The following is a 17,329-nucleotide window of genomic DNA, read 5'->3' on the forward strand; positions in this document are numbered from 1 at the left end:
TTAGGCCCGGCGGGCGACCTCCTGCGCAAGCTGTACGCGGGAGGTCAGCCCCAACTTGGTGTGGACGTGGGGCAGCTGCGTCTGCACGGTGCGCGGTGAAACGAAGAGCCGAGCGGCAATGTCCGTGTTCGGCGGTCCTTCGCTGACTGATCGGGCGACGTCGGGGTGAGCGAGCCCAGGAGGAATCGAACGCGATCGCTTCGTAGGGGTCGCGCTCGGCCCGCTCCGGTTCGCCTCGAGCAAACGCGAGGCGCCCATGCGGTATTCGGTCTCATGATCCGGTACCAACGCGTCGCTGCGGAGACGCCGTCATCGGCCCATTGCTGTGCCGCAGGAAGATCGCCGAGCACCAGCGTTGTTTCGGCTCGGCGCCAAGCGGAATACGGTGGCAATCTGGCTGGAGACGCCGATGTGATGCCGGCAAATCATCAGCGAAAGCGCGTCGCTGCGCACGTGGGATGCCTTGGCTGCCCCCAGCCGATCGAAAGAATGTAAAGCCAGCGCAGTACCCTGGCCTATCGATGCCCGAGAACCTTGCGAACATGGCCAACAGCTCGCCGATCGTCATCGGAGACGAAGAGATCTTCGAAGCCCACACGGGCGGGAAGATCTCCGTCGACCTCAAAACCCCGTTGGACAGCCAGCGCGCGTTGTCGATCGCCTACACCCCGGGTGTGGCGCAGGTCAGTCGCGCCATTGCCGCGGACCACACGCTGGCGGCCCGCTACACCTGGGCGCACCGGCTGGTGGCCGTGGTCAGCGACGGCACGTCGGTGCTCGGGCTCGGTGACCTCGGGCCGACGGCGTCGCTGCCGGTGATGGAGGGCAAGGCCGCGTTGTTCAAGACGTTCGCCGGCCTGGACTCCATTCCGATCGTGTTGGACACCAAGGATCCGGACGAGATCGTCGAAACGCTGGTGCGGCTGCGCCCGTCGTTCGGGGCGGTCAATCTGGAGGACATCTCGGCGCCGCGCTGCTTCGAGATCGAGCGGCGCGTGATCGAGGCGCTGGACTGCCCGGTGATGCATGACGACCAGCACGGCACCGCGATCGTGGCCCTGGCGGCCCTGCTGGGCGCGGCCAAGGTGCTCGACCGCGACATCGCGTCGCTGCGGGTGGTGGTCTCCGGTGCCGGTGCCGCGGGCGTGGCCTGCGCGAACATCCTGCTCTCGCGGGGCATCTCGGAGATGATCGTGCTGGATTCGCAGGGCGTGCTGCATCCGGAGCGCTCCGGCATGAACGACGTCAAGCTCGAACTGGCACAGCGGACCAATCCTCGTGGCCTGACCGGCGGCCTGGCCGAGGCGCTGGCCGGCGCCGACGTCTTCCTGGGCGCGTCCGGCGGGGTGGTGCCGGAGGAGCTGATCGCGACGATGGCTCCGGGTGGGGTGGTGTTCGCGCTGTCCAACCCCGACCCCGAGATCCACCCTGACCTGGCGGCCAAGTACGCGGCGGTGGTGGCAACCGGCCGCAGCGATTTCCCCAACCAGATCAACAACGTGCTGGCCTTCCCCGGGGTGTTCCGCGGTGCGCTCGACGCCGGTGCGCGCCGCATCACCGAGGCGATGAAGTTGGCTGCAGCAGAGGCGATTTTCTCCGTCGTCGCCGACGAGCTGGCCCCCGACCGCATCGTGCCCAGCCCGCTGGATCCCCGGGTCGAGCCTGCCGTAGCGGCTGCCGTCGCGGCGGCCGTCGACTCCGGGTCGTAGAGGGCACGGTGCCCCGGCCGCGAGGACATCAGCTGCGCCGCCTGGCGCTCGGATGGGCGGCCGTGCTGATCGCCGGTTGTGCTGCCCACCCGGGGCCGCCGCCGTTGAGCGTGGGAATGTCGCCGGATCCGCAATCGCAGGTACTGGGCCACCTTTATGCGAGCGCCCTGCGCGGTACCGGTGCCGCGGTGCGGCTTGAGGCCGTTGCCGACCCGGTTGCCGGGCTGGATGCGGGGGAGTGGACTGTCGTTCCCGGATTCACCGGCCGATTCTTGGCGACGTTCGCCCGCGATTCCGCCGCGCGCTCCGATCGGGGTGTCTACTGGGCGTTGGCCGGCGCGCTACCGGAAGGCCTCGCGGTCGGTGACTACGCCATGACCGCCGAGGACAAACCGACACTGGCCGTGACGAAGGCGACGGCGACCGCGTGGGGCGACACCGGCCTGGCCGCGCTCGTCCGGCATTGCGCCGGGTTGACCGTCGGCGGTGTCGCGGGCGTGCGGGTGCCGACAGCGGTGGGCCGGTGCACGCTCCCGAAGCCACGCGAATTCCCTGACGAGGCAGCGCTGTTCGCTGCGTTGCAGGCCCGTCAGATCATCGCCGCGTGGACCAGTACTGCCGACCCCGACGTGCCGGAAGGCGCCGTGCTGCTCACCGACGGGCGTCCCGCGTTGGTGCGCGCCGAGAATGTGGTGCCGCTGTATCGCCGCAATGAGTTGACCGAAGCCCAGCTGTTGGCCATCAATCAGGTGGCCGGCGTGCTGGACACCGACGCCCTGATCGACATGCGGCGACAGGTGGTCGCCGGGGCCGACCCGCAGGTCGTCGTCGATGCCTTCTTGGACGAGCACCCGCTGGGCAGATAGCCGGGCCTACTGTGGCCTGAGTTTGGGGATGCCGAACGAGAACAGGCGTTGGTAGCGCGAGCCCAAGATGCGCACCAGCAGGTCCAAAATCCGCGCGTCGTTTCCGATCAGCACACGGGCCCGGTTCTTGCTGACGCCGTCGAGGATCACTCGGGCGGCCTCTTCGGCGGTGGTGGAGGCCAGCCGCCGATCGAAGAAGTCGGCCATGGCTGCGGCGTCCAGACCTTCGGCGACGGTGGCGTTGCGGGCGATGGCGGTCTTGATGCCGCCCGGGTGCACCGTGGTCACCTTGACCGGGTGCTTGTTGATGGCCATCTCCTGGTTCAGCGCCTCGGTGAAGCCGCGGACCGCGAACTTCGCCGCGTTGTAGGCGGCCTGGCCGGGCATGGACAGCAGCCCGAACAAACTGGAGATGTTGATGACGTGTCCGTCGCCGGATTCGATCAGGTGCGGCAGGAAGGCCTTGGTGCCGTTGACCACGCCCCAGAAGTCGACGTCCATCACCCGCTCGATGTCCTTGAACGGGCTGATCTCGACGTCGCCGCTGAACGCGATGCCGGCGTTGTTGTAGATCTGGTTGACCTTGCCGAAGTGCTCCTTGACCTCTTCGGCGTAGGCCAGGAACGCTTCCCGCTCGGTGACGTCGAGGCGGTCGACCTTGACCCGCACGCCTAGTGCGGCCAGCCGGCGCTCGGTCTGAGCGAGCCCCTCGGTGTCGACGTCACTGATCGCCAGCTGCGCTCCCGCGCGGGCCAGCTCGATGGCCAGCGCCTGACCGATACCCGAACCGGCACCGGTGACGACGGCGACTTTCCCGGCGAATCCCTGCATGTGCTCTCCCCAGCGGTCGGTGGAACACCCGAGCTTATCCGGTACCGCCGGTACCGGGTTGATCGGCCTCGGCGAATGTGCGCAGTTGTACCGAATCACGCGGCGTGTTGCGTACAAACACGCACCCTCGCGAGGATCTAGCCGAATGCCGAGTCGATGATCTCCTGCTGCTCGACCGCGTGCACCTTCGACGACCCCGACGACGGTGCCGACATCGCCCGCCGCGAGATCCGCTTGACCCCGGTCAGCTTCTCCGGCAGCAGCTCCGGCAGCTCCAGGCCGAACCGTGGCCACGCGCCCTGGTTGGCCGGCTCCTCCTGCACCCAGAAGAACTGCTGCGCGTTCGGGTAGCGGTCCAGGGTTGCGGCGAGGCGGCGCTTGGGCAGCGGGGCCAGCTGTTCGATCCGCACGATCGCGATGTCGTCACGGCCGTCCTTGGCCTTGCGGGCGACCAGCTCGTAGTAGAGCTTGCCGCTGGTCATCAACACCCGGGTGACCTTGCTGCGGTCGCCCACGCCGTCCTCGTAGGTGGGTTCTTCGAGCACCGAGCGGAACTTGACGTCGGTGAAGTCCTTGACGTCGCTGATCGCCGCCTTGTTGCGCAGCATCGACTTGGGGGTGAACACGATCAACGGTCGCTGGATCCCGTCGAGTGCGTGGCGGCGCAGCAGGTGGAAGTAGTTCGACGGAGTCGAGGGCATCGCAATCGTCATCGAGCCCTCCGCCCACAGCTGCAGGAACCGCTCGATGCGCCCGGAGGTGTGGTCCGGTCCCTGGCCCTCGTGGCCGTGCGGCAGCAGCAGCACCACGTTGGACAGCTGGCCCCACTTGGCCTCGCCGGAGCTGATGAACTCGTCGATGATCGACTGTGCGCCGTTGACAAAGTCGCCGAACTGCGCCTCCCACAGCACCAGGGCTTCCGGGTTGCCGACGGTGTAGCCGTATTCGAAGCCGACGGCGGCGAACTCGGACAGCGGCGAGTCATAGACCAGGAACTTGCCGCCGGTCGGGGTGCCGTCGGCGTTGGTGGCCAGCAGCTGCAACGGGCTGAACTCCGCACCGTTGGCCTGGTCGATGATCACCGAGTGGCGCTGCGAGAAGGTGCCGCGGCGGGTGTCCTGTCCGGACAGCCGGATCAGCTTGCCTTCGGCGACCAGCGAGCCCAGTGCCAGCAGCTCGCCGAACGCCCAGTCCACCTTGCCCTCGTAGGCCATCTCGCGGCGTCGCTCGAGCACCGGAAGGACGCGCGGGTGCACGGTGAAGCCCTCGGGGATCGCCATGAACGCGTCGCCGATGCGGGCGAGCATCGCCTTGTCGACCGCGGTGTTCAGGCCCTTGGGGACCTGCTGCTCGGACTCCACCGACTCACTGGGCAGCGCGGCATGCTTCTCCAGCTCGCGGATCTCGTTGAACACCCGCTCCAGCTGGCCGTGGTAGTCGCGCAGCGCGTCCTCGGCCTCCTTCAGCGAGATGTCCCCGCGGCCGATCAGGTCTTCGGTGTAGCTCTTGCGAACACCGCTCTTGGTGCCGATCACGTCGTACATGTACGGGTTGGTCATCGACGGGTCGTCGCCCTCGTTGTGCCCGCGACGGCGGTAGCACAGCATGTCGATGATGACGTCCTTGTGGAACTTCTGCCGGAAGTCCACCGCCAGGCGGGCCACCCAGTCGCAGGCTTCCGGGTCGTCACCGTTGACGTGGAAGATCGGCGCGCCGATCATCTTGGCCACATCGGTGCAGTACTCGCTGGAACGCGAGTAATCCGGCGCCGTGGTGAAACCGATCTGGTTGTTCACCACGATGTGGATGGTGCCGCCGACCCGGTAGCCGGGCAGCAGTGCCATGTTCAGCGTCTCGGCCACCACGCCCTGGCCGGCAAACGCGGCGTCGCCGTGCAGCATCATCGGCACCACCGAGAACGGCGGGTCTTCGTCGGTGCCCAGCGCGCCCCGCCCCAGCAGGTCCTGACGCGACCGGACCAGCCCCTCGAGCACCGGGTCGACGGCCTCCAGGTGTGACGGGTTGGCGGTCAGCGACACCTGAATGTCGTTGTCGCCGAACATCTGCAGGTACACCCCGGTGGCACCCAGGTGGTACTTGACGTCGCCGGAGCCGTGCGCCTCGGCAGGATTGAGGTTGCCCTCGAACTCGGTGAAGATCTGCGAGTAGGGCTTGCCGACGATGTTGGCCAACACGTTGAGCCGGCCGCGGTGCGGCATCCCGATGACGACCTCGTCGAGGCCGTGCTCGGCGCACTGGTCGATGGCCGCGTCCATCATCGGGATGACGGTCTCGGCGCCTTCGAGGGAGAACCGCTTCTGGCCGACGTACTTGGTCTGCAGGAAGCTCTCGAACGCTTCGGCGGCATTGAGCTTGCTCAGAATGTACTTCTGCTGCGCCACAGTCGGTTTGACGTGCTTGACCTCGACGCGCTCCTGCAGCCACTGCTGCTGCTCGGGCTCGAGGATGTGGGTGTACTCCACGCCGACGTGGCGGCAGTAGGCGTCACGCAGGACCGACAGGATCTCGCGCAGCTTGCGGATGTCGCCGCCGGGCAGGCCCTCGACTTTGAATTCCCGGTCCAGATCCCACAACGTCAGGCCGTGACTCTGCACGTCCAGGTCGGGGTGGCTGCGGAACCGGGTGTTGTCCAGGCGCAGCGGGTCGATGTCGGCCATCAGATGGCCGCGGTTGCGGTAGGCGGCGATCAGCTCGACCACGCGGGCGTTCTTGTCGACGACCGAGTCCGGGTTGTCCGTGCGCCAGCGCACCGGCTCGTAGGGGATGGACAGTTCGAAGAAGATCTCGTCCCAGAACGCGTCCGACAGCAGCATCTCGTGCACGGTGCGCAGGAAGTCGCCCGATTCCGCGCCCTGGATGATGCGGTGGTCATAGGTCGAGGTCAGGGTGATCACCTTGCCCACCCCGAGCTCGGCGATGCGCTGCTCGCTGGCGCCCTGGAACTCGGCGGGGTACTCCATGGCGCCCACGCCGATGATCGCGCCCTGCCCGGCCATCAGCCTCGGCACCGAGTGCACGGTGCCGATGGTGCCGGGGTTGGTCAGCGAGATCGTCACGCCGGCGAAGTCCTCGGCGGTCAGCTTGCCGTCCCGGGCCCGGCGCACGATGTCTTCGTAGGCGTCGACGAACTGCGCGAAGCGCAGTGATTCCGAGCCCTTGATGGCGGCGACCACCAGGGAGCGCTTGCCGCCGGCGCCCTGCAGGTCGATGGCCAGCCCAAGGTTGGTGTGGGCCGGTGTGACGGCGTTCGGCTTGCCGTCGACCTCGGCGAAATGCCGATTCATGTTGGGGAACTGCTTGACCGCCTGCACGATCGCGTAACCCAGCAGGTGGGTGAAGGAGATCTTGCCGCCGCGGGTCCGCTTGAGCTGGTTGTTGATGACGACGCGGTTGTCGATCATCAACTTGGCCGGCACGGCACGCACGCTGGTGGCCGTCGGTACCTCCAGCGAGGTGGACATGTTCTTGACTACCGCCGCCGCGGCCCCACGCAACACCTGCAGCTCGTCGTCGGCGAGCGGCGCGGGAGCTTGGGAGGCGGCGGGCTTGGCGGCCGGGGCCGCCGGCGCCGGGGCCGGCTTGGCGGCTGGGGCCGGAGCAGCCGGGGCAGCTGCGGCCGGTGCCGCGGGGGCGGGAGCTGCAGGCGCGGGGGCAGCCGGTCTGGTCGCGCCGTCACCGCGTTGTGCGTCGGGGGAGTAGTCGGCCAGGAACTCGTGCCAGCTCGGATCCACAGAGGAGGGATCCTCGCGGAATTTGCGGTACATCTCCTCGACTAGCCACTCGTTCTGACCGAAGGGTGAACTGATACCGCTCACGACAGCTTCTCGCCTCGATTCCTGGTCGTTCGGCGTGGCACTTGCGCCCGCGCCCGCCTGCCTTACAAAGGCTAGCCCCTCGGAGATATTCCGCCAGGCGCGCGGCCGATTGTCCGCCGGTCCCGACCCCGCCGACGGCTATGCGGAGTGGGCGTCACCGTCGTGCAGGGCCGGCACCAGGTGCAAGTTCACCGGCCAACGGCGGGCCGGGGTACCGAACGCCGTGCGGGCGTTGCCGATGATCTTTTTGCCCATCAGGCGGTTCCCGATGGCGCCGATCAGCGCCCCCAGGCCGACGGGCAACAGCTTGCCGAACGCCAGCGCCCCGCGACGCAGGGTGAAGCGCTTGACGAAGTACCGCAGCAGCCGCGAGTTCAACTCCTTGACCGCCGGAAGCGGTAGCGCGGCGACACCCGCAGAACCTTCGGCGAGCCACGCGCCGCTGGTGCGGCCCGGGCCGAGCAGGTCGGCGAGCGCGCCCTTGCCCTGGTCGCCCACCAACACCGCCAGCACCAGCGCGCGGCGCCGGTCCCGGTTGTCCACCGGAATGCCGTGGACCTCGGCGACGGACAGCACGAAGAACGCGGTGGCCTCCAGAAAGACCGCGGTCTCCCCGGCAACCGCGGACAGTGCCATCAGGGTGCCGATCGCCGGCACCGCCGCGGTGGCGCCCACCGCGGCGCCGCTGGCCGTCGCCGCTGCCAGGAATCGCTTCTCCAGCTTCGCGATGACCTGTGCCGGGTCGGCATCGGGATCACTTCGGCGCAGCCGTTCCACGTAGGCCCGCACCGCCGGACCCTGCACCCGTTCGCTGCGCTCGATGACCCGTGCCAACACCCGGGCCGGCATGGTGGGCTTCTCCTCGTCGAAGGTCGGCGCCGGAGCCTGCGCCGGCCGTCGCCGTCGAAAGATGCCCATGGTTGCCTCCCGTTTCGACTCGGTGGTGTTCAGGCTAACGCGCTGGTGATTGTTTACCCGTTTCACCGGTTGTGACCGCACTCCGCAGCGAACAGCGCCACGGCGATCCGAGTTGTTCCCGGCATCATCTGTCCGTAGCGTCGGATGAGGTGGCCTGGTGCCCCGAACAGCACAGCGCAGCGATGGGAGGGGCGGCGCTTGAGCAGCACGTATGACGATCCGGAACGCGCAGTTAGCGCACGTTCCGGTCCGGCGCGCTCGGCTGATCCGGTCAACCCCTGGAACGCCCTGTGGGCGATGATGCTCGGCTTCTTCGTGATCCTGGTGGATTCCACGATCGTGGCGGTCGCCAATCCGAGCATCATGGCGGCGCTCGACATCGGCTACGACACGGTGATCTGGGTTACCAGTGCCTACCTGCTGGGCTACGCGGTACCGCTGCTGGTCGCCGGTCGTCTCGGTGACCAGTTCGGGCCCAAGAACCTGTACCTGATCGGGCTGGCGGTGTTCACCGCGGCATCGTTGTGGTGCGGCCTGGCGGGCGGCATCGAGATGCTGATCACCGCCCGGGCGGTCCAGGGCGTCGGCGCCGCCCTGCTGACCCCGCAAACCCTGACGGTGATTACCCGCACCTTCCCTCCGCAACGGCGTGGTGCGGCCATGAGTGTGTGGGGAGCCACCGCCGGGGTTGCGACGCTGATCGGGCCGCTGGCCGGCGGCGTGCTGGTGGACCGGCTGGGCTGGGAGTGGATCTTCTTCGTCAACGTCCCGATCGGCGCCATCGGCCTGGTCCTGGCCATCGTGTTGATCCCCGAACTGCCGGTGCACCGTCATCGTTTCGACCTTCTCGGCGTGACACTGTCGGGGGTCGGGATGTTTCTGCTGGTCTTCGCTCTGCAGGAGGGCGAGTCGCAGGGGTGGGCGCCGTGGATCTGGGCGCTGATTCTCGGCGGCATCGGCTGCATGGCGGCCTTCGTCTACTGGCAGGCGGTCACCCACGGCGAGCCGTTGGTACCGCTGCACATCTTCCGCGACCTCGATTTCGGGCTGGCCAACATCGGAGTGGCCGTCATCGGCTTCGCCGTCACCGGGATGGTGCTGCCGGTGATGTTCTATGCGCAGGCGGTCTGCGAGATGTCTCCGACTCGGTCCGCCCTGCTGACCGCCCCGATGGCGATCGCCAGTGGAGCGCTGGCCCCGGTGGTGGGAAGGATCGTCGACCGCGCCCATCCCCGGGCGGTGGTCGGATTCGGCTTTTCGGTGCTGGCGATCGGGCTCACCTGGCTGTCCATCGAGATGACACCGCTGACCCCCATCTGGCGGCTGGTGCTGCCGTTCGCGGTGATCGGGGTCGGAATGGCGTTCATCTGGTCGCCGCTGGCGGCCACCGCCACCCGCAACCTTCCGCCGCATCTGGCCGGTGCCGGTTCCGGGGTCTACAACGCGACGCGCCAGGTCGGGGCGGTGCTGGGCAGCGCGGGCATGGCAGCGTTCATGACGTCGAGGATCGCGGCCGACCTACCGCCGATGCCGGGCGGTCTGCGCCCCGAGCATGCTTCGGCGGTCCTGCAGCTGCCCGAATTCCTGCACGAGCCGTTCGCGGCGGCGATGTCGGAGGCGACGCTGTTGCCGGCATTCGTCGCGCTGTTCGGCGTGGTCGCCGCGCTGTTCATGGTCGGCTATGTCATCGACCCGGCCCGCCGCACGGGCGGGCGGATTGACCACGCCCGCGATTTTGACGACTTCGATGATTTCGACGACATCGGTGACCCCGACGAATTCGACGACCTCCCCGGCAACGCCAGGGTCCCCGAACGCGTCAGCCTGCCCCGACACTTCCACACCCTGACTGCCGACCGCGATGTCGACAAACGGACCGAGCCGATCACGGTCGTCGTCGCGCCCAGGGCCCCTGGGGCCCGTCGTCCGCAGGAACCCGCCACCGAGCCGCTGACCGTCGAGATCCCCCGGGCGGCGCCGGCGGTGATTGCCGAGCCCGAACCGATATCACTGCACCACAACGGCTTTGATGTCGATGCGGGGCGGCGCGATTTTCGTCCGCTGGCCAACGGGACTGCGGTGCCTGACGTGCTGGCCAAATTCGGGATCACCGGCAACAGTCCGACCCGCCGAAATCGGCACTATCGGGAGGATCCCGACGACACCGACGCCATCGGCCGGCACTCGCGGCGCGACAGCTGGTTCTAAAGCGACCGGCTACCGGGTGGTGTTGCCGACGATGTCCACCCCGGTGCCGTTCCAGTGGAATTTCACGATCCCGGCCAACCCCGGTATGCCGCTGGCGTTTCGCAGGGCCACCGTGTCGCCGGTGGACTGCGCCATGTCGATGCCGCTGAATCCGTAGGTGTCCGGCACCGCTTGGGGAAGGAACTCACCGAGATGGAACAGCACCGCGCGCGTACTCGGGTGTTCTGCGTTGGTGTTGGCCTTGACGATCACCGCCGAGATGTCGGCGCAGGTGCTGTAGTTGCCGGCCAGCGGCTCCGGGCTCCACGGTTGCTTGCTGCGCGGGTCGTGGGGCAACTCGGAGACGGCCTTGGCGATCGCCGGGGCGGCCAGGTTGACCGCACACGGATCGGCGGGGGCCGGGCTGCTCGACGGCGCCGACGCCGTGGCGGCAGGCGCCTCAGGTGGTGCGGCGGCGGGGCTGGTGTTCTCCGGGGTCTTGGCGACGGTGGAGTCGCCCGAGCCGCAACCGGCCAGCAGAGCTGCGGCCAGCGCGGCGATCGCTACGGACGGTTTGGCGGCACCTGGCACACCGGGCACCGTACCGCCGCCCGGCCGGCCGCCCGGGGAGGCGTGGCCGACCACCGATGTCGGGTCTGCCACTGCCGGCGATCAACAGTGGCGGTAGGTGGGCCGCTTTGCCCGTAGACTGCTAAACGCTATGACCTCGCCTGATGCCCCCGCTGAGCCGTTCCCGGACACCACTGGGTCCCTCGTTGACCCGCCCAACCCAACTTTCGCCGACCTGCAGATCCATCCCTCGGTGCTGAAGGCCGTCGTCGACGTCGGCTATGAGACGCCCTCGGCGATTCAGGCTGCCACCATCCCGGCCCTGCTGGAGGGTTCCGACGTGGTCGGGCTGGCGCAGACCGGGACCGGCAAGACCGCCGCGTTCGCTATTCCGATCCTGTCGCGCATCGACACCACCAGCAAAGCCACCCAGGCGCTGGTGCTCGCGCCCACCCGCGAGTTGGCTCTGCAGGTCGCCGAGGCGTTCGGGCGCTACGGTGCGCATCTGCCCCGGATCAACGTGCTGCCGATCTACGGCGGCGCGTCCTACACCGTGCAGCTTTCCGGGCTCAAGCGCGGCGCGCAGGTCGTGGTCGGTACGCCCGGCCGGGTCATCGACCATCTGGAACGCGGCAGCCTGGACTTGTCGCACCTGGATTACCTGGTGCTCGACGAGGCCGACGAGATGCTGCAGATGGGATTCGCCGAGGACGTCGAGCGCATCCTGGCCGACACCCCCGAGTACAAGCAGGTCGCCCTGTTCTCGGCGACCATGCCCTCGGCCATTCGCCGCATCACCAGCCGCTACCTGCACGACCCGGTGGAAGTCACCGTCAAGGCGAAAACCACCACGGCGGAGAACATCACCCAGCGCTACATCGAGGTCGCCGGGCCGCGCAAGATGGACGCCCTGACCCGGGTGCTCGAAGTCGAACCCTTCGAGGCGATGATCGTCTTCGTCCGCACCAAGCAGGCCACCGAAGAGGTCGCCGAAAAGCTGCGCGCCCGAGGGTTTTCCGCGGCGGCGATCAACGGTGACATCGCGCAGGCGCAGCGGGAACGGACCATCACCGCACTGAAGAACGGCAACATCGACATCCTGGTCGCCACCGATGTCGCCGCCCGCGGGCTCGATGTCGAACGCATCTCCCACGTGGTCAACTACGACATTCCCAACGACCCCGAGGCCTATGTGCACCGGATCGGCCGCACCGGGCGGGCCGGGCGCTCGGGAACCGCACTGCTGTTCGTCAACCCGAGGGAACGCCATCTGCTCCGGTTGATCGAGAAGGTGACTCGGCAGAAGCTGGTCGAAGCGGAGCTGCCCAGCGTCGACGACGTCAATGCTCAGCGGGTCGCCAAGTTCGCCGACGCGATCACCAACCACCTCAGCGCGTCGGGCATCGAATTGTTCCGCCGCCTGGTCGAGGACTACAGCCGCGAGCACAACGTGCCGATGGCCGACATTGCCGCCGCACTGGCGCTGCAGTCCCGCGACGGTGAGGCGTTCCTGATGGTGGAACCGCCGCCGGACAAGCGCCGCGAACGCGCCAAGCCGGATCGCGACGGCGGGCGCGACGACCGCAAAGGCGACCGCAAGGGCCCCCCGAAGGACGGGTTCGCCACCTACCGGATCTCGGTCGGCAAACGCCACAAGGTCAACCCGGGCGCCATCGTCGGGGCGCTGGCCAACGAGGGTGGCTTGCACCGCAGCGATTTCGGCAACATCAGCATCAAGGTGGACCACTCGCTGGTCGAGCTACCGGGCAAACTCTCCGGCAATACCCTCAAGGCGTTGGAACAGACCCGAATTCAGGGCCAGCTGATCAACCTGCGCCGCGAGCGGCCGTCCGGTAAGCCTGATCGTCGCGGCGAAGGTGGGTTCCGGAAACGGACCGAATGACCTTGCCGCGCGACGAGGTCGCCCAGGGCGGGCTCGAGCAGGTCGCTGGAGTGGATCGGGTCGCGTCGCTGACCGGCGTGCGCGCGGTCGCCGCGATCCTGGTGGTCGGAACCCATGCGGCCTACACCACCGGCAAGTACACCCACGGCTACGCGGGGTTGCTGGGTTCCCGGATGGAGATCGGGGTGCCGATCTTCTTCGTGCTCTCCGGTTACCTGTTGTTCCGGCCGTGGGTGCGGGCCGCCGCATTCGGGCGGCCGGACCCGTCGGTGCGGCGCTACGCCTGGCACCGGGTGCGGCGCATCATGCCCGCCTATGTCGTCACGGTGCTGTTGGCCTACGTGATCTATCACTACCGCACGGCGGGCCCGAACCCCGGCCACAACTGGATCGGGTTGTTGCGAAACCTGACGCTGACCCAGATCTACACCGACAACTACATGTTCGGTTACCTGCACCAGGGACTCACCCAGATGTGGAGCCTCGCAGTTGAAGTCGCCTTCTATGTGGTCCTACCGCTGTTGGCCTATGCAACAGTGGTCTGGCTATGCCGACGGCAGTGGCGGCCGGGGCTGTTGTTGGCCGGGCTGGCGGCGGCAGCAGCGATCACACCGGCCTGGTTGACGCTGGTACACACCACCGACTTTCTGCCCGACGGTGCCCGACTGTGGCTTCCGGGTTATCTGGCCTGGTTCGTCGCCGGCATGATGCTGACGGTGCTGCAGGCGATGGGCGTGCGCTGCTACGGCTTCGTGGCGATTCCGTTGGCGCTCATCTGTTATCTCATCGCTGCCACACCGATCGCCGGGGAACCCACCACGTCACCGACCAAACTGTCGGAGGCCCTGGTCAAGGCAGGGTTCTACGCCGTGATCGCCGCCTTGATGGTTGCGCCGCTGGCGTTGGGCAATCGCGGCTGGTACGCACAGCTTCTGGCGAGCCGGCCGATGGTGTGGCTCGGGGAGATCTCCTACGAGATCTTCCTGGTGCACCTAGTGCTGATGGAGGTGGTGATGGTGGAGGTGCTGCGCACCCCGGTCTATACCGGGTCGATGCTGGCGCTGTTCGTGGTCACCATGGTGGTCACGGTGCCCGTCTCCTGGCTGCTGCACCGGCTCACCCGGGTGCGGAGTTGAGCCGTCCCGGCCGGATCCATGGGCGCATTCCCGGCCGGACCCATAGGCACTCTCCTATTCCTCTGAGCCGACCGGCGCCGGCCTGAGTCGCTCCGGCGCAACGACCACCGGTACCACGAACTGCGTCAGCATTTCCCGCTCGTCGTCGGCGTCGCGGCCGGGGAAGCTCAGCATCGACGTCACCACCCGCACCACCCACCGGGCGCGTTGCTGAACCACGTCGCCGTCGCCGGTACCCAATGCGGACAGGAATGACGCGACCATCACGGTGATGACGTCGGACTGCGAGGCCATCGCGGCACCGATCGGCGGTCCGGTCTCGGCGAACCACGACACCAGTGCCGGGTTGCCGCGTACCAGGGCCAGCGATTCGGTGATCCCGGCGACCAGTCGCTCTGCCGGGTCGTCGACGCCGGCCAGGCGCCGGGTCAACTCGTGATAGAGCGCATTGGCCCACCGGTGCACGTAGGCGGTGTGCAGTGCGTCTCGGCTCTCGAAGTAGCGATACAGCGTGGCCCGAGAGCAGCCTGCGGCGCGGGCAATCTCGTTCATGCCCACCGAACCCGGGTCTTGTTCGGCGAACAGCTTCTCGGCCGCGTCGAGAATCTTCTCGGCGGCCAACTCGCCGCGCTGATCGGACAGCCAGGCCCGCCCGGCCATCACGATCCGACGGTGAAGGGCACCGACAGTGGGCGCCGTACGTAATTGCCTCCGGCCCAGACGATCCCGGATTCGTCGACCGCGTAGTTCGGGCAGCGGGCCAGCAGCTCTTCCAGCGCCACGCGGGCCTGCATCTTCGCCGCCTGGTTGCCGATGCAGTGGTGCGCGCCGTAGCTGAAGGTGAGGATCTGGTGCGGCTTGCGCCGAACGTTGAGTTCTGCGGCGTCCGGCCCGAACTGGCGTTCGTCGCGGTTGCCCGAGCCGTACAGCAGCAATACCTTGCGGTCCGCCGGAATCGTGGTGTCGCCGATGGTGACGTCGCGGGTGGTGGTGCGGGCCAGCCCCTGCACGGGGGAGGTCAGCCGCAGCAACTCCTCGACGGCGTCGCGGATCAGCTCGGGATTGTCGACGAGAAGCTGACGTTGGTCGGGGGAGCGCTGCAACAATTGCACTGAGCCGCCGAGCATTCCGGTCGTGGTGTCGTTGCCGCCGGTGACCATGGTGAAGGCGAAGGCCAGTACCGACAGCAACCCATTGATGTCACCGTCGGCGCCCATTCCGGCTGCCACCAGGTGCGAGACGGTGTCATCCTGCGGGTCGGTGCGGCGGCGTTCGATGAGCCCGGTGAAGTAGCCCATCATCTCGCCGATCGCGTCCCCGGCCGAGGCGACCCCGTCCTCGCTGACGGTGGCCGCGACAATCGCTTCGGTCCAGCGATCGAACTGGCTGCGGTCCTCTTCCGGCACACCCAGATAGTGCGCGACCACCATCGACGGCAGCGGCTTGAACAGCTCGGCGACGATGTCACCGCCGCCGTTGGCCTGCAGCCGCTCGAGGCGCTCGACGACGAACTCGCGCACCTTGGGCTCCAGCAACTCCACCTGCCGCGGCATGAAGCCGCGGGCCACCAGCTTGCGAAACTCGGTGTGTACCGGCGGATCCTGCATCACCATCGGCGGGTTGTCGGCCAGTCCGATCATCTCCAGCTCGCCGTAGTTGACGGTCAGTCCCTGTGCGGAGGAGAACGTCTCGTGGTCGGCGGCGGCCGCCCAGATGTCGGCATGCCGAGACAAGACGTAGTAGTCCTGGTTGGGCGCGTTCTCCGGGACGACGTGGTGGACCGGGTCGTGGTCGCGCAGTGCGGCGTACATCGGCCAGGGGTTGGGCCAGGTTTCGGCGTTGCCGAGCTCAAATTTCGGATGAGACATCGTGGTCGTCATGTCTCATTGATACGACAATATCCTGTCGGTGTCAATGGCCGAGTGTGAAATCCACGACGCGACGCGCCGGGGGAGCGTCGGCAGATTCACACTCGGGGAGGGCTGGCTGGGGCCTAGATCCCCGAACCCGGGTTGAGGATGTTCAGCGGGTCGAGCGCGGCCTTGACCCGCTGGTTCAGCGCCATCACATCGGGTCCCAGCTGCTCGCCCAGCCAAGGCCGCTTCAACCGCCCCACGCCGTGTTCGCCGGTGATGGTGCCGCCCAGCGCCAGGGCCAGATCCATGATCTCGCCGTAGGCGAGATCGGCGCGCCGCACATGGTCGGGGTCACTCGGGTCGTGCACGATCAGCGGGTGCGTGTTGCCGTCGCCGGCGTGCGCGATCACCGAGATCAGTAGTTGGCGCTCGGTGGCGATGTTCTCGATACCGGTGATCAGCTCCGCCAGTCGCGGCACCGGCACCCCCACGTCCTCCAGGAGCAGCGGGCCCTTCGCTTCGACTGCCGGGATACAGAACCGCCGGGCCGCCACGAAGCCTTCGGCCTCGACAGGGTCGTCGGTGGAGAACACCTCCTTGGCATGGTGCTCGGTGAACACCTGGGCCATCAGCTCGACATCCTCGGCGCCTGCGTGGCCGCGCTCGTCGGAGGCCGCCACCAGCATGGCCGCGGCCTCGCGGTCCAGGCCCATGCGCAGTTGGTCTTCCACGGCGTTGATCGCCGCTGCGTCCATGAACTCCAGCATCGACGGGCGCAGCCGCCCGGACACGTCGAGCACCGCCTCGGCCGCGGCGGTCACCGAGTCGAAAGTGGCTACTACCACAGCCGATTTCGGCTGAGCCGGTAGCAGGCGCAGGGTTACCTCGGTGACCACCCCGAGGGTGCCTTCGCTGCCGACGAACAACTTGGTCAACGAGAGTCCGGCGACGTCCTTGAGGCGAGGCCCACCCAGGCGCACCGCGGTGCCGTCGGCCAGCACCACCTGCAGTCCTAGCACGTAGTCGGTGGTCACACCGTACTTGACGCAGCACAGGCCGCCGGCGTTGGTGGCGATGTTGCCGCCGATGCTGCAGATCTCGAACGACGACGGGTCCGGCGGGTACCACAGTCCGTAGGCGGCGACGGCCTTCTTCACCTCGGCGTTGAACAGTCCCGGCTGGCAGACCGCGGTGCGGGTGACGGGGTCGACGGTGATGTCGCGCATCTTCTCGGTGCACAGCACAATGCCGCCGTCGATGGCCGTTGCCCCGCCGGACAGGCCGGTGCCCGCACCGCGAGTCACCACCGGCACCCGGTGGGCGCTGGCCCAGCGCATGACCGTCTGCACTTCTTCGGTGCGCAGTGGGCGCACCACCGCCAGGGGCTGGCCCGCGGTCGGGTCCAGCGCGTTGTCCTGCCGGTATCCCGCGGTGATCGTCGGATCGGTGACCACCATGCCCTCGGGGAGATCGGCTATGAGCTGGCTCAGCGAGTCGGTGTTCACGCAGGCGATCCT

At 67.9% G+C, this 17,329-nt stretch carries 12 protein-coding genes and 1 pseudogene; 5 read left to right on the forward strand and 8 right to left on the reverse strand.

What is annotated here, in order from left to right; genetic code table 11:
- Window positions 1–171, reverse strand: a pseudogene (locus tag ACKY0W_RS06305) (helix-turn-helix domain-containing protein); the annotation flags it as partial.
- A gap of 350 nt (window positions 172–521) precedes the next feature.
- Here ACKY0W_RS06305 and ACKY0W_RS06310 point away from each other — a divergent pair.
- Both ACKY0W_RS06310 and ACKY0W_RS06315 read left to right on the forward strand, forming a co-directional pair.
- Complete coding sequence (locus ACKY0W_RS06310; RefSeq protein ID WP_409436847.1) at window positions 522–1,709, forward strand: NADP-dependent malic enzyme; 1,188 nt, start codon at window positions 522–524, stop codon at window positions 1,707–1,709.
- Window positions 1,710–1,717: 8 nt separating this feature from the next.
- Window positions 1,718–2,575: a glycine betaine ABC transporter substrate-binding protein gene (locus tag ACKY0W_RS06315; RefSeq protein ID WP_409436848.1), complete on the forward strand. Its 858-nt coding sequence runs from the start codon at window positions 1,718–1,720 to the stop codon at window positions 2,573–2,575.
- Window positions 2,576–2,581: 6 nt separating this feature from the next.
- Here the strand turns inward: ACKY0W_RS06315 and ACKY0W_RS06320 are convergent, their stop codons facing one another.
- The 3 genes from ACKY0W_RS06320 to ACKY0W_RS06330 all read right to left on the reverse strand — a co-directional run bounded on the left by ACKY0W_RS06320 (window position 2,582) and on the right by ACKY0W_RS06330 (window position 8,160).
- Entirely contained in the window at window positions 2,582–3,406 is an 825-nt protein-coding gene (locus ACKY0W_RS06320) for an SDR family NAD(P)-dependent oxidoreductase (protein ID WP_409436849.1), read from the reverse strand.
- A gap of 137 nt (window positions 3,407–3,543) precedes the next feature.
- Entirely contained in the window at window positions 3,544–7,242 is a 3,699-nt protein-coding gene (locus ACKY0W_RS06325; protein WP_409436850.1) for a multifunctional oxoglutarate decarboxylase/oxoglutarate dehydrogenase thiamine pyrophosphate-binding subunit/dihydrolipoyllysine-residue succinyltransferase subunit, read from the reverse strand.
- Window positions 7,243–7,380: 138 nt separating this feature from the next.
- Window positions 7,381–8,160: a hypothetical protein gene (locus ACKY0W_RS06330; protein ID WP_409436851.1), complete on the reverse strand. Its 780-nt coding sequence runs from the start codon at window positions 8,158–8,160 to the stop codon at window positions 7,381–7,383.
- A 297-nt stretch (window positions 8,161–8,457) separates the two neighbouring features.
- Between ACKY0W_RS06330 and ACKY0W_RS06335 the strand changes: the two genes are divergently transcribed.
- The gene (locus ACKY0W_RS06335) at window positions 8,458–10,368 is read left to right on the forward strand and encodes an MFS transporter (RefSeq protein WP_409437666.1); all 1,911 of its coding nucleotides are present in this window, start codon (window positions 8,458–8,460) and stop codon (window positions 10,366–10,368) included.
- A gap of 9 nt (window positions 10,369–10,377) precedes the next feature.
- On the opposite strand, the gene ACKY0W_RS06340 is transcribed toward ACKY0W_RS06335, so the two are convergent.
- The gene (locus tag ACKY0W_RS06340; RefSeq protein WP_409437667.1) at window positions 10,378–10,947 is read right to left on the reverse strand and encodes an LppP/LprE family lipoprotein; all 570 of its coding nucleotides are present in this window, start codon (window positions 10,945–10,947) and stop codon (window positions 10,378–10,380) included.
- Window positions 10,948–11,068: 121 nt separating this feature from the next.
- Here ACKY0W_RS06340 and ACKY0W_RS06345 point away from each other — a divergent pair, with 121 nt between their 5' ends.
- Both ACKY0W_RS06345 and ACKY0W_RS06350 read left to right on the forward strand, forming a co-directional pair.
- Entirely contained in the window at window positions 11,069–12,820 is a 1,752-nt protein-coding gene (locus tag ACKY0W_RS06345) for a DEAD/DEAH box helicase (protein WP_409436852.1), read from the forward strand.
- The gene (locus ACKY0W_RS06350; RefSeq protein ID WP_409436853.1) at window positions 12,817–13,956 is read left to right on the forward strand and encodes an acyltransferase family protein; all 1,140 of its coding nucleotides are present in this window, start codon (window positions 12,817–12,819) and stop codon (window positions 13,954–13,956) included. Before ACKY0W_RS06345 ends, ACKY0W_RS06350 begins: the two co-directional genes overlap by 4 nt.
- A gap of 54 nt (window positions 13,957–14,010) precedes the next feature.
- On the opposite strand, the gene ACKY0W_RS06355 is transcribed toward ACKY0W_RS06350, so the two are convergent.
- The 3 genes from ACKY0W_RS06355 to ACKY0W_RS06365 all read right to left on the reverse strand — a co-directional run bounded on the left by ACKY0W_RS06355 (window position 14,011) and on the right by ACKY0W_RS06365 (window position 17,317).
- Window positions 14,011–14,616: a TetR/AcrR family transcriptional regulator gene (locus ACKY0W_RS06355; RefSeq protein ID WP_409437668.1), complete on the reverse strand. Its 606-nt coding sequence runs from the start codon at window positions 14,614–14,616 to the stop codon at window positions 14,011–14,013.
- Window positions 14,616–15,836: a cytochrome P450 gene (locus ACKY0W_RS06360; RefSeq protein ID WP_409436854.1), complete on the reverse strand. Its 1,221-nt coding sequence runs from the start codon at window positions 15,834–15,836 to the stop codon at window positions 14,616–14,618. Before ACKY0W_RS06360 ends, ACKY0W_RS06355 begins: the two co-directional genes overlap by 1 nt.
- 113 nt (window positions 15,837–15,949) lie before the next feature.
- The gene (locus tag ACKY0W_RS06365; protein WP_409436855.1) at window positions 15,950–17,317 is read right to left on the reverse strand and encodes an FAD-binding oxidoreductase; all 1,368 of its coding nucleotides are present in this window, start codon (window positions 17,315–17,317) and stop codon (window positions 15,950–15,952) included.
- Between the last annotated feature and the right edge of the window lie 12 nt (window positions 17,318–17,329).

The sequence above is a fragment of the Mycobacterium sp. SMC-14 genome (genome assembly GCF_046250075.1).
GTDB lineage: Bacteria > Actinomycetota > Actinomycetes > Mycobacteriales > Mycobacteriaceae > Mycobacterium.

Excerpts from the sequence above, each read along its gene's own strand:
- ACKY0W_RS06310 (WP_409436847.1), top strand. The coding sequence starts at position 522 with ATGCCCGAGAACCTTGCGAACATGGCCAACAGCTCGCCGATCGTCATC.
- ACKY0W_RS06320 (WP_409436849.1), bottom strand. The coding sequence starts at position 3,406 with ATGCAGGGATTCGCCGGGAAAGTCGCCGTCGTCACCGGTGCCGGTTCG.
- ACKY0W_RS06330 (WP_409436851.1), bottom strand. The coding sequence starts at position 8,160 with ATGGGCATCTTTCGACGGCGACGGCCGGCGCAGGCTCCGGCGCCGACC.
- ACKY0W_RS06335 (WP_409437666.1), top strand. The coding sequence starts at position 8,458 with ATGATGCTCGGCTTCTTCGTGATCCTGGTGGATTCCACGATCGTGGCG.
- ACKY0W_RS06345 (WP_409436852.1), top strand. The coding sequence starts at position 11,069 with ATGACCTCGCCTGATGCCCCCGCTGAGCCGTTCCCGGACACCACTGGG.
- ACKY0W_RS06350 (WP_409436853.1), top strand. The coding sequence starts at position 12,817 with ATGACCTTGCCGCGCGACGAGGTCGCCCAGGGCGGGCTCGAGCAGGTC.
- ACKY0W_RS06355 (WP_409437668.1), bottom strand. The coding sequence starts at position 14,616 with ATGGCCGGGCGGGCCTGGCTGTCCGATCAGCGCGGCGAGTTGGCCGCC.
- ACKY0W_RS06360 (WP_409436854.1), bottom strand. The coding sequence starts at position 15,836 with ATGACGACCACGATGTCTCATCCGAAATTTGAGCTCGGCAACGCCGAA.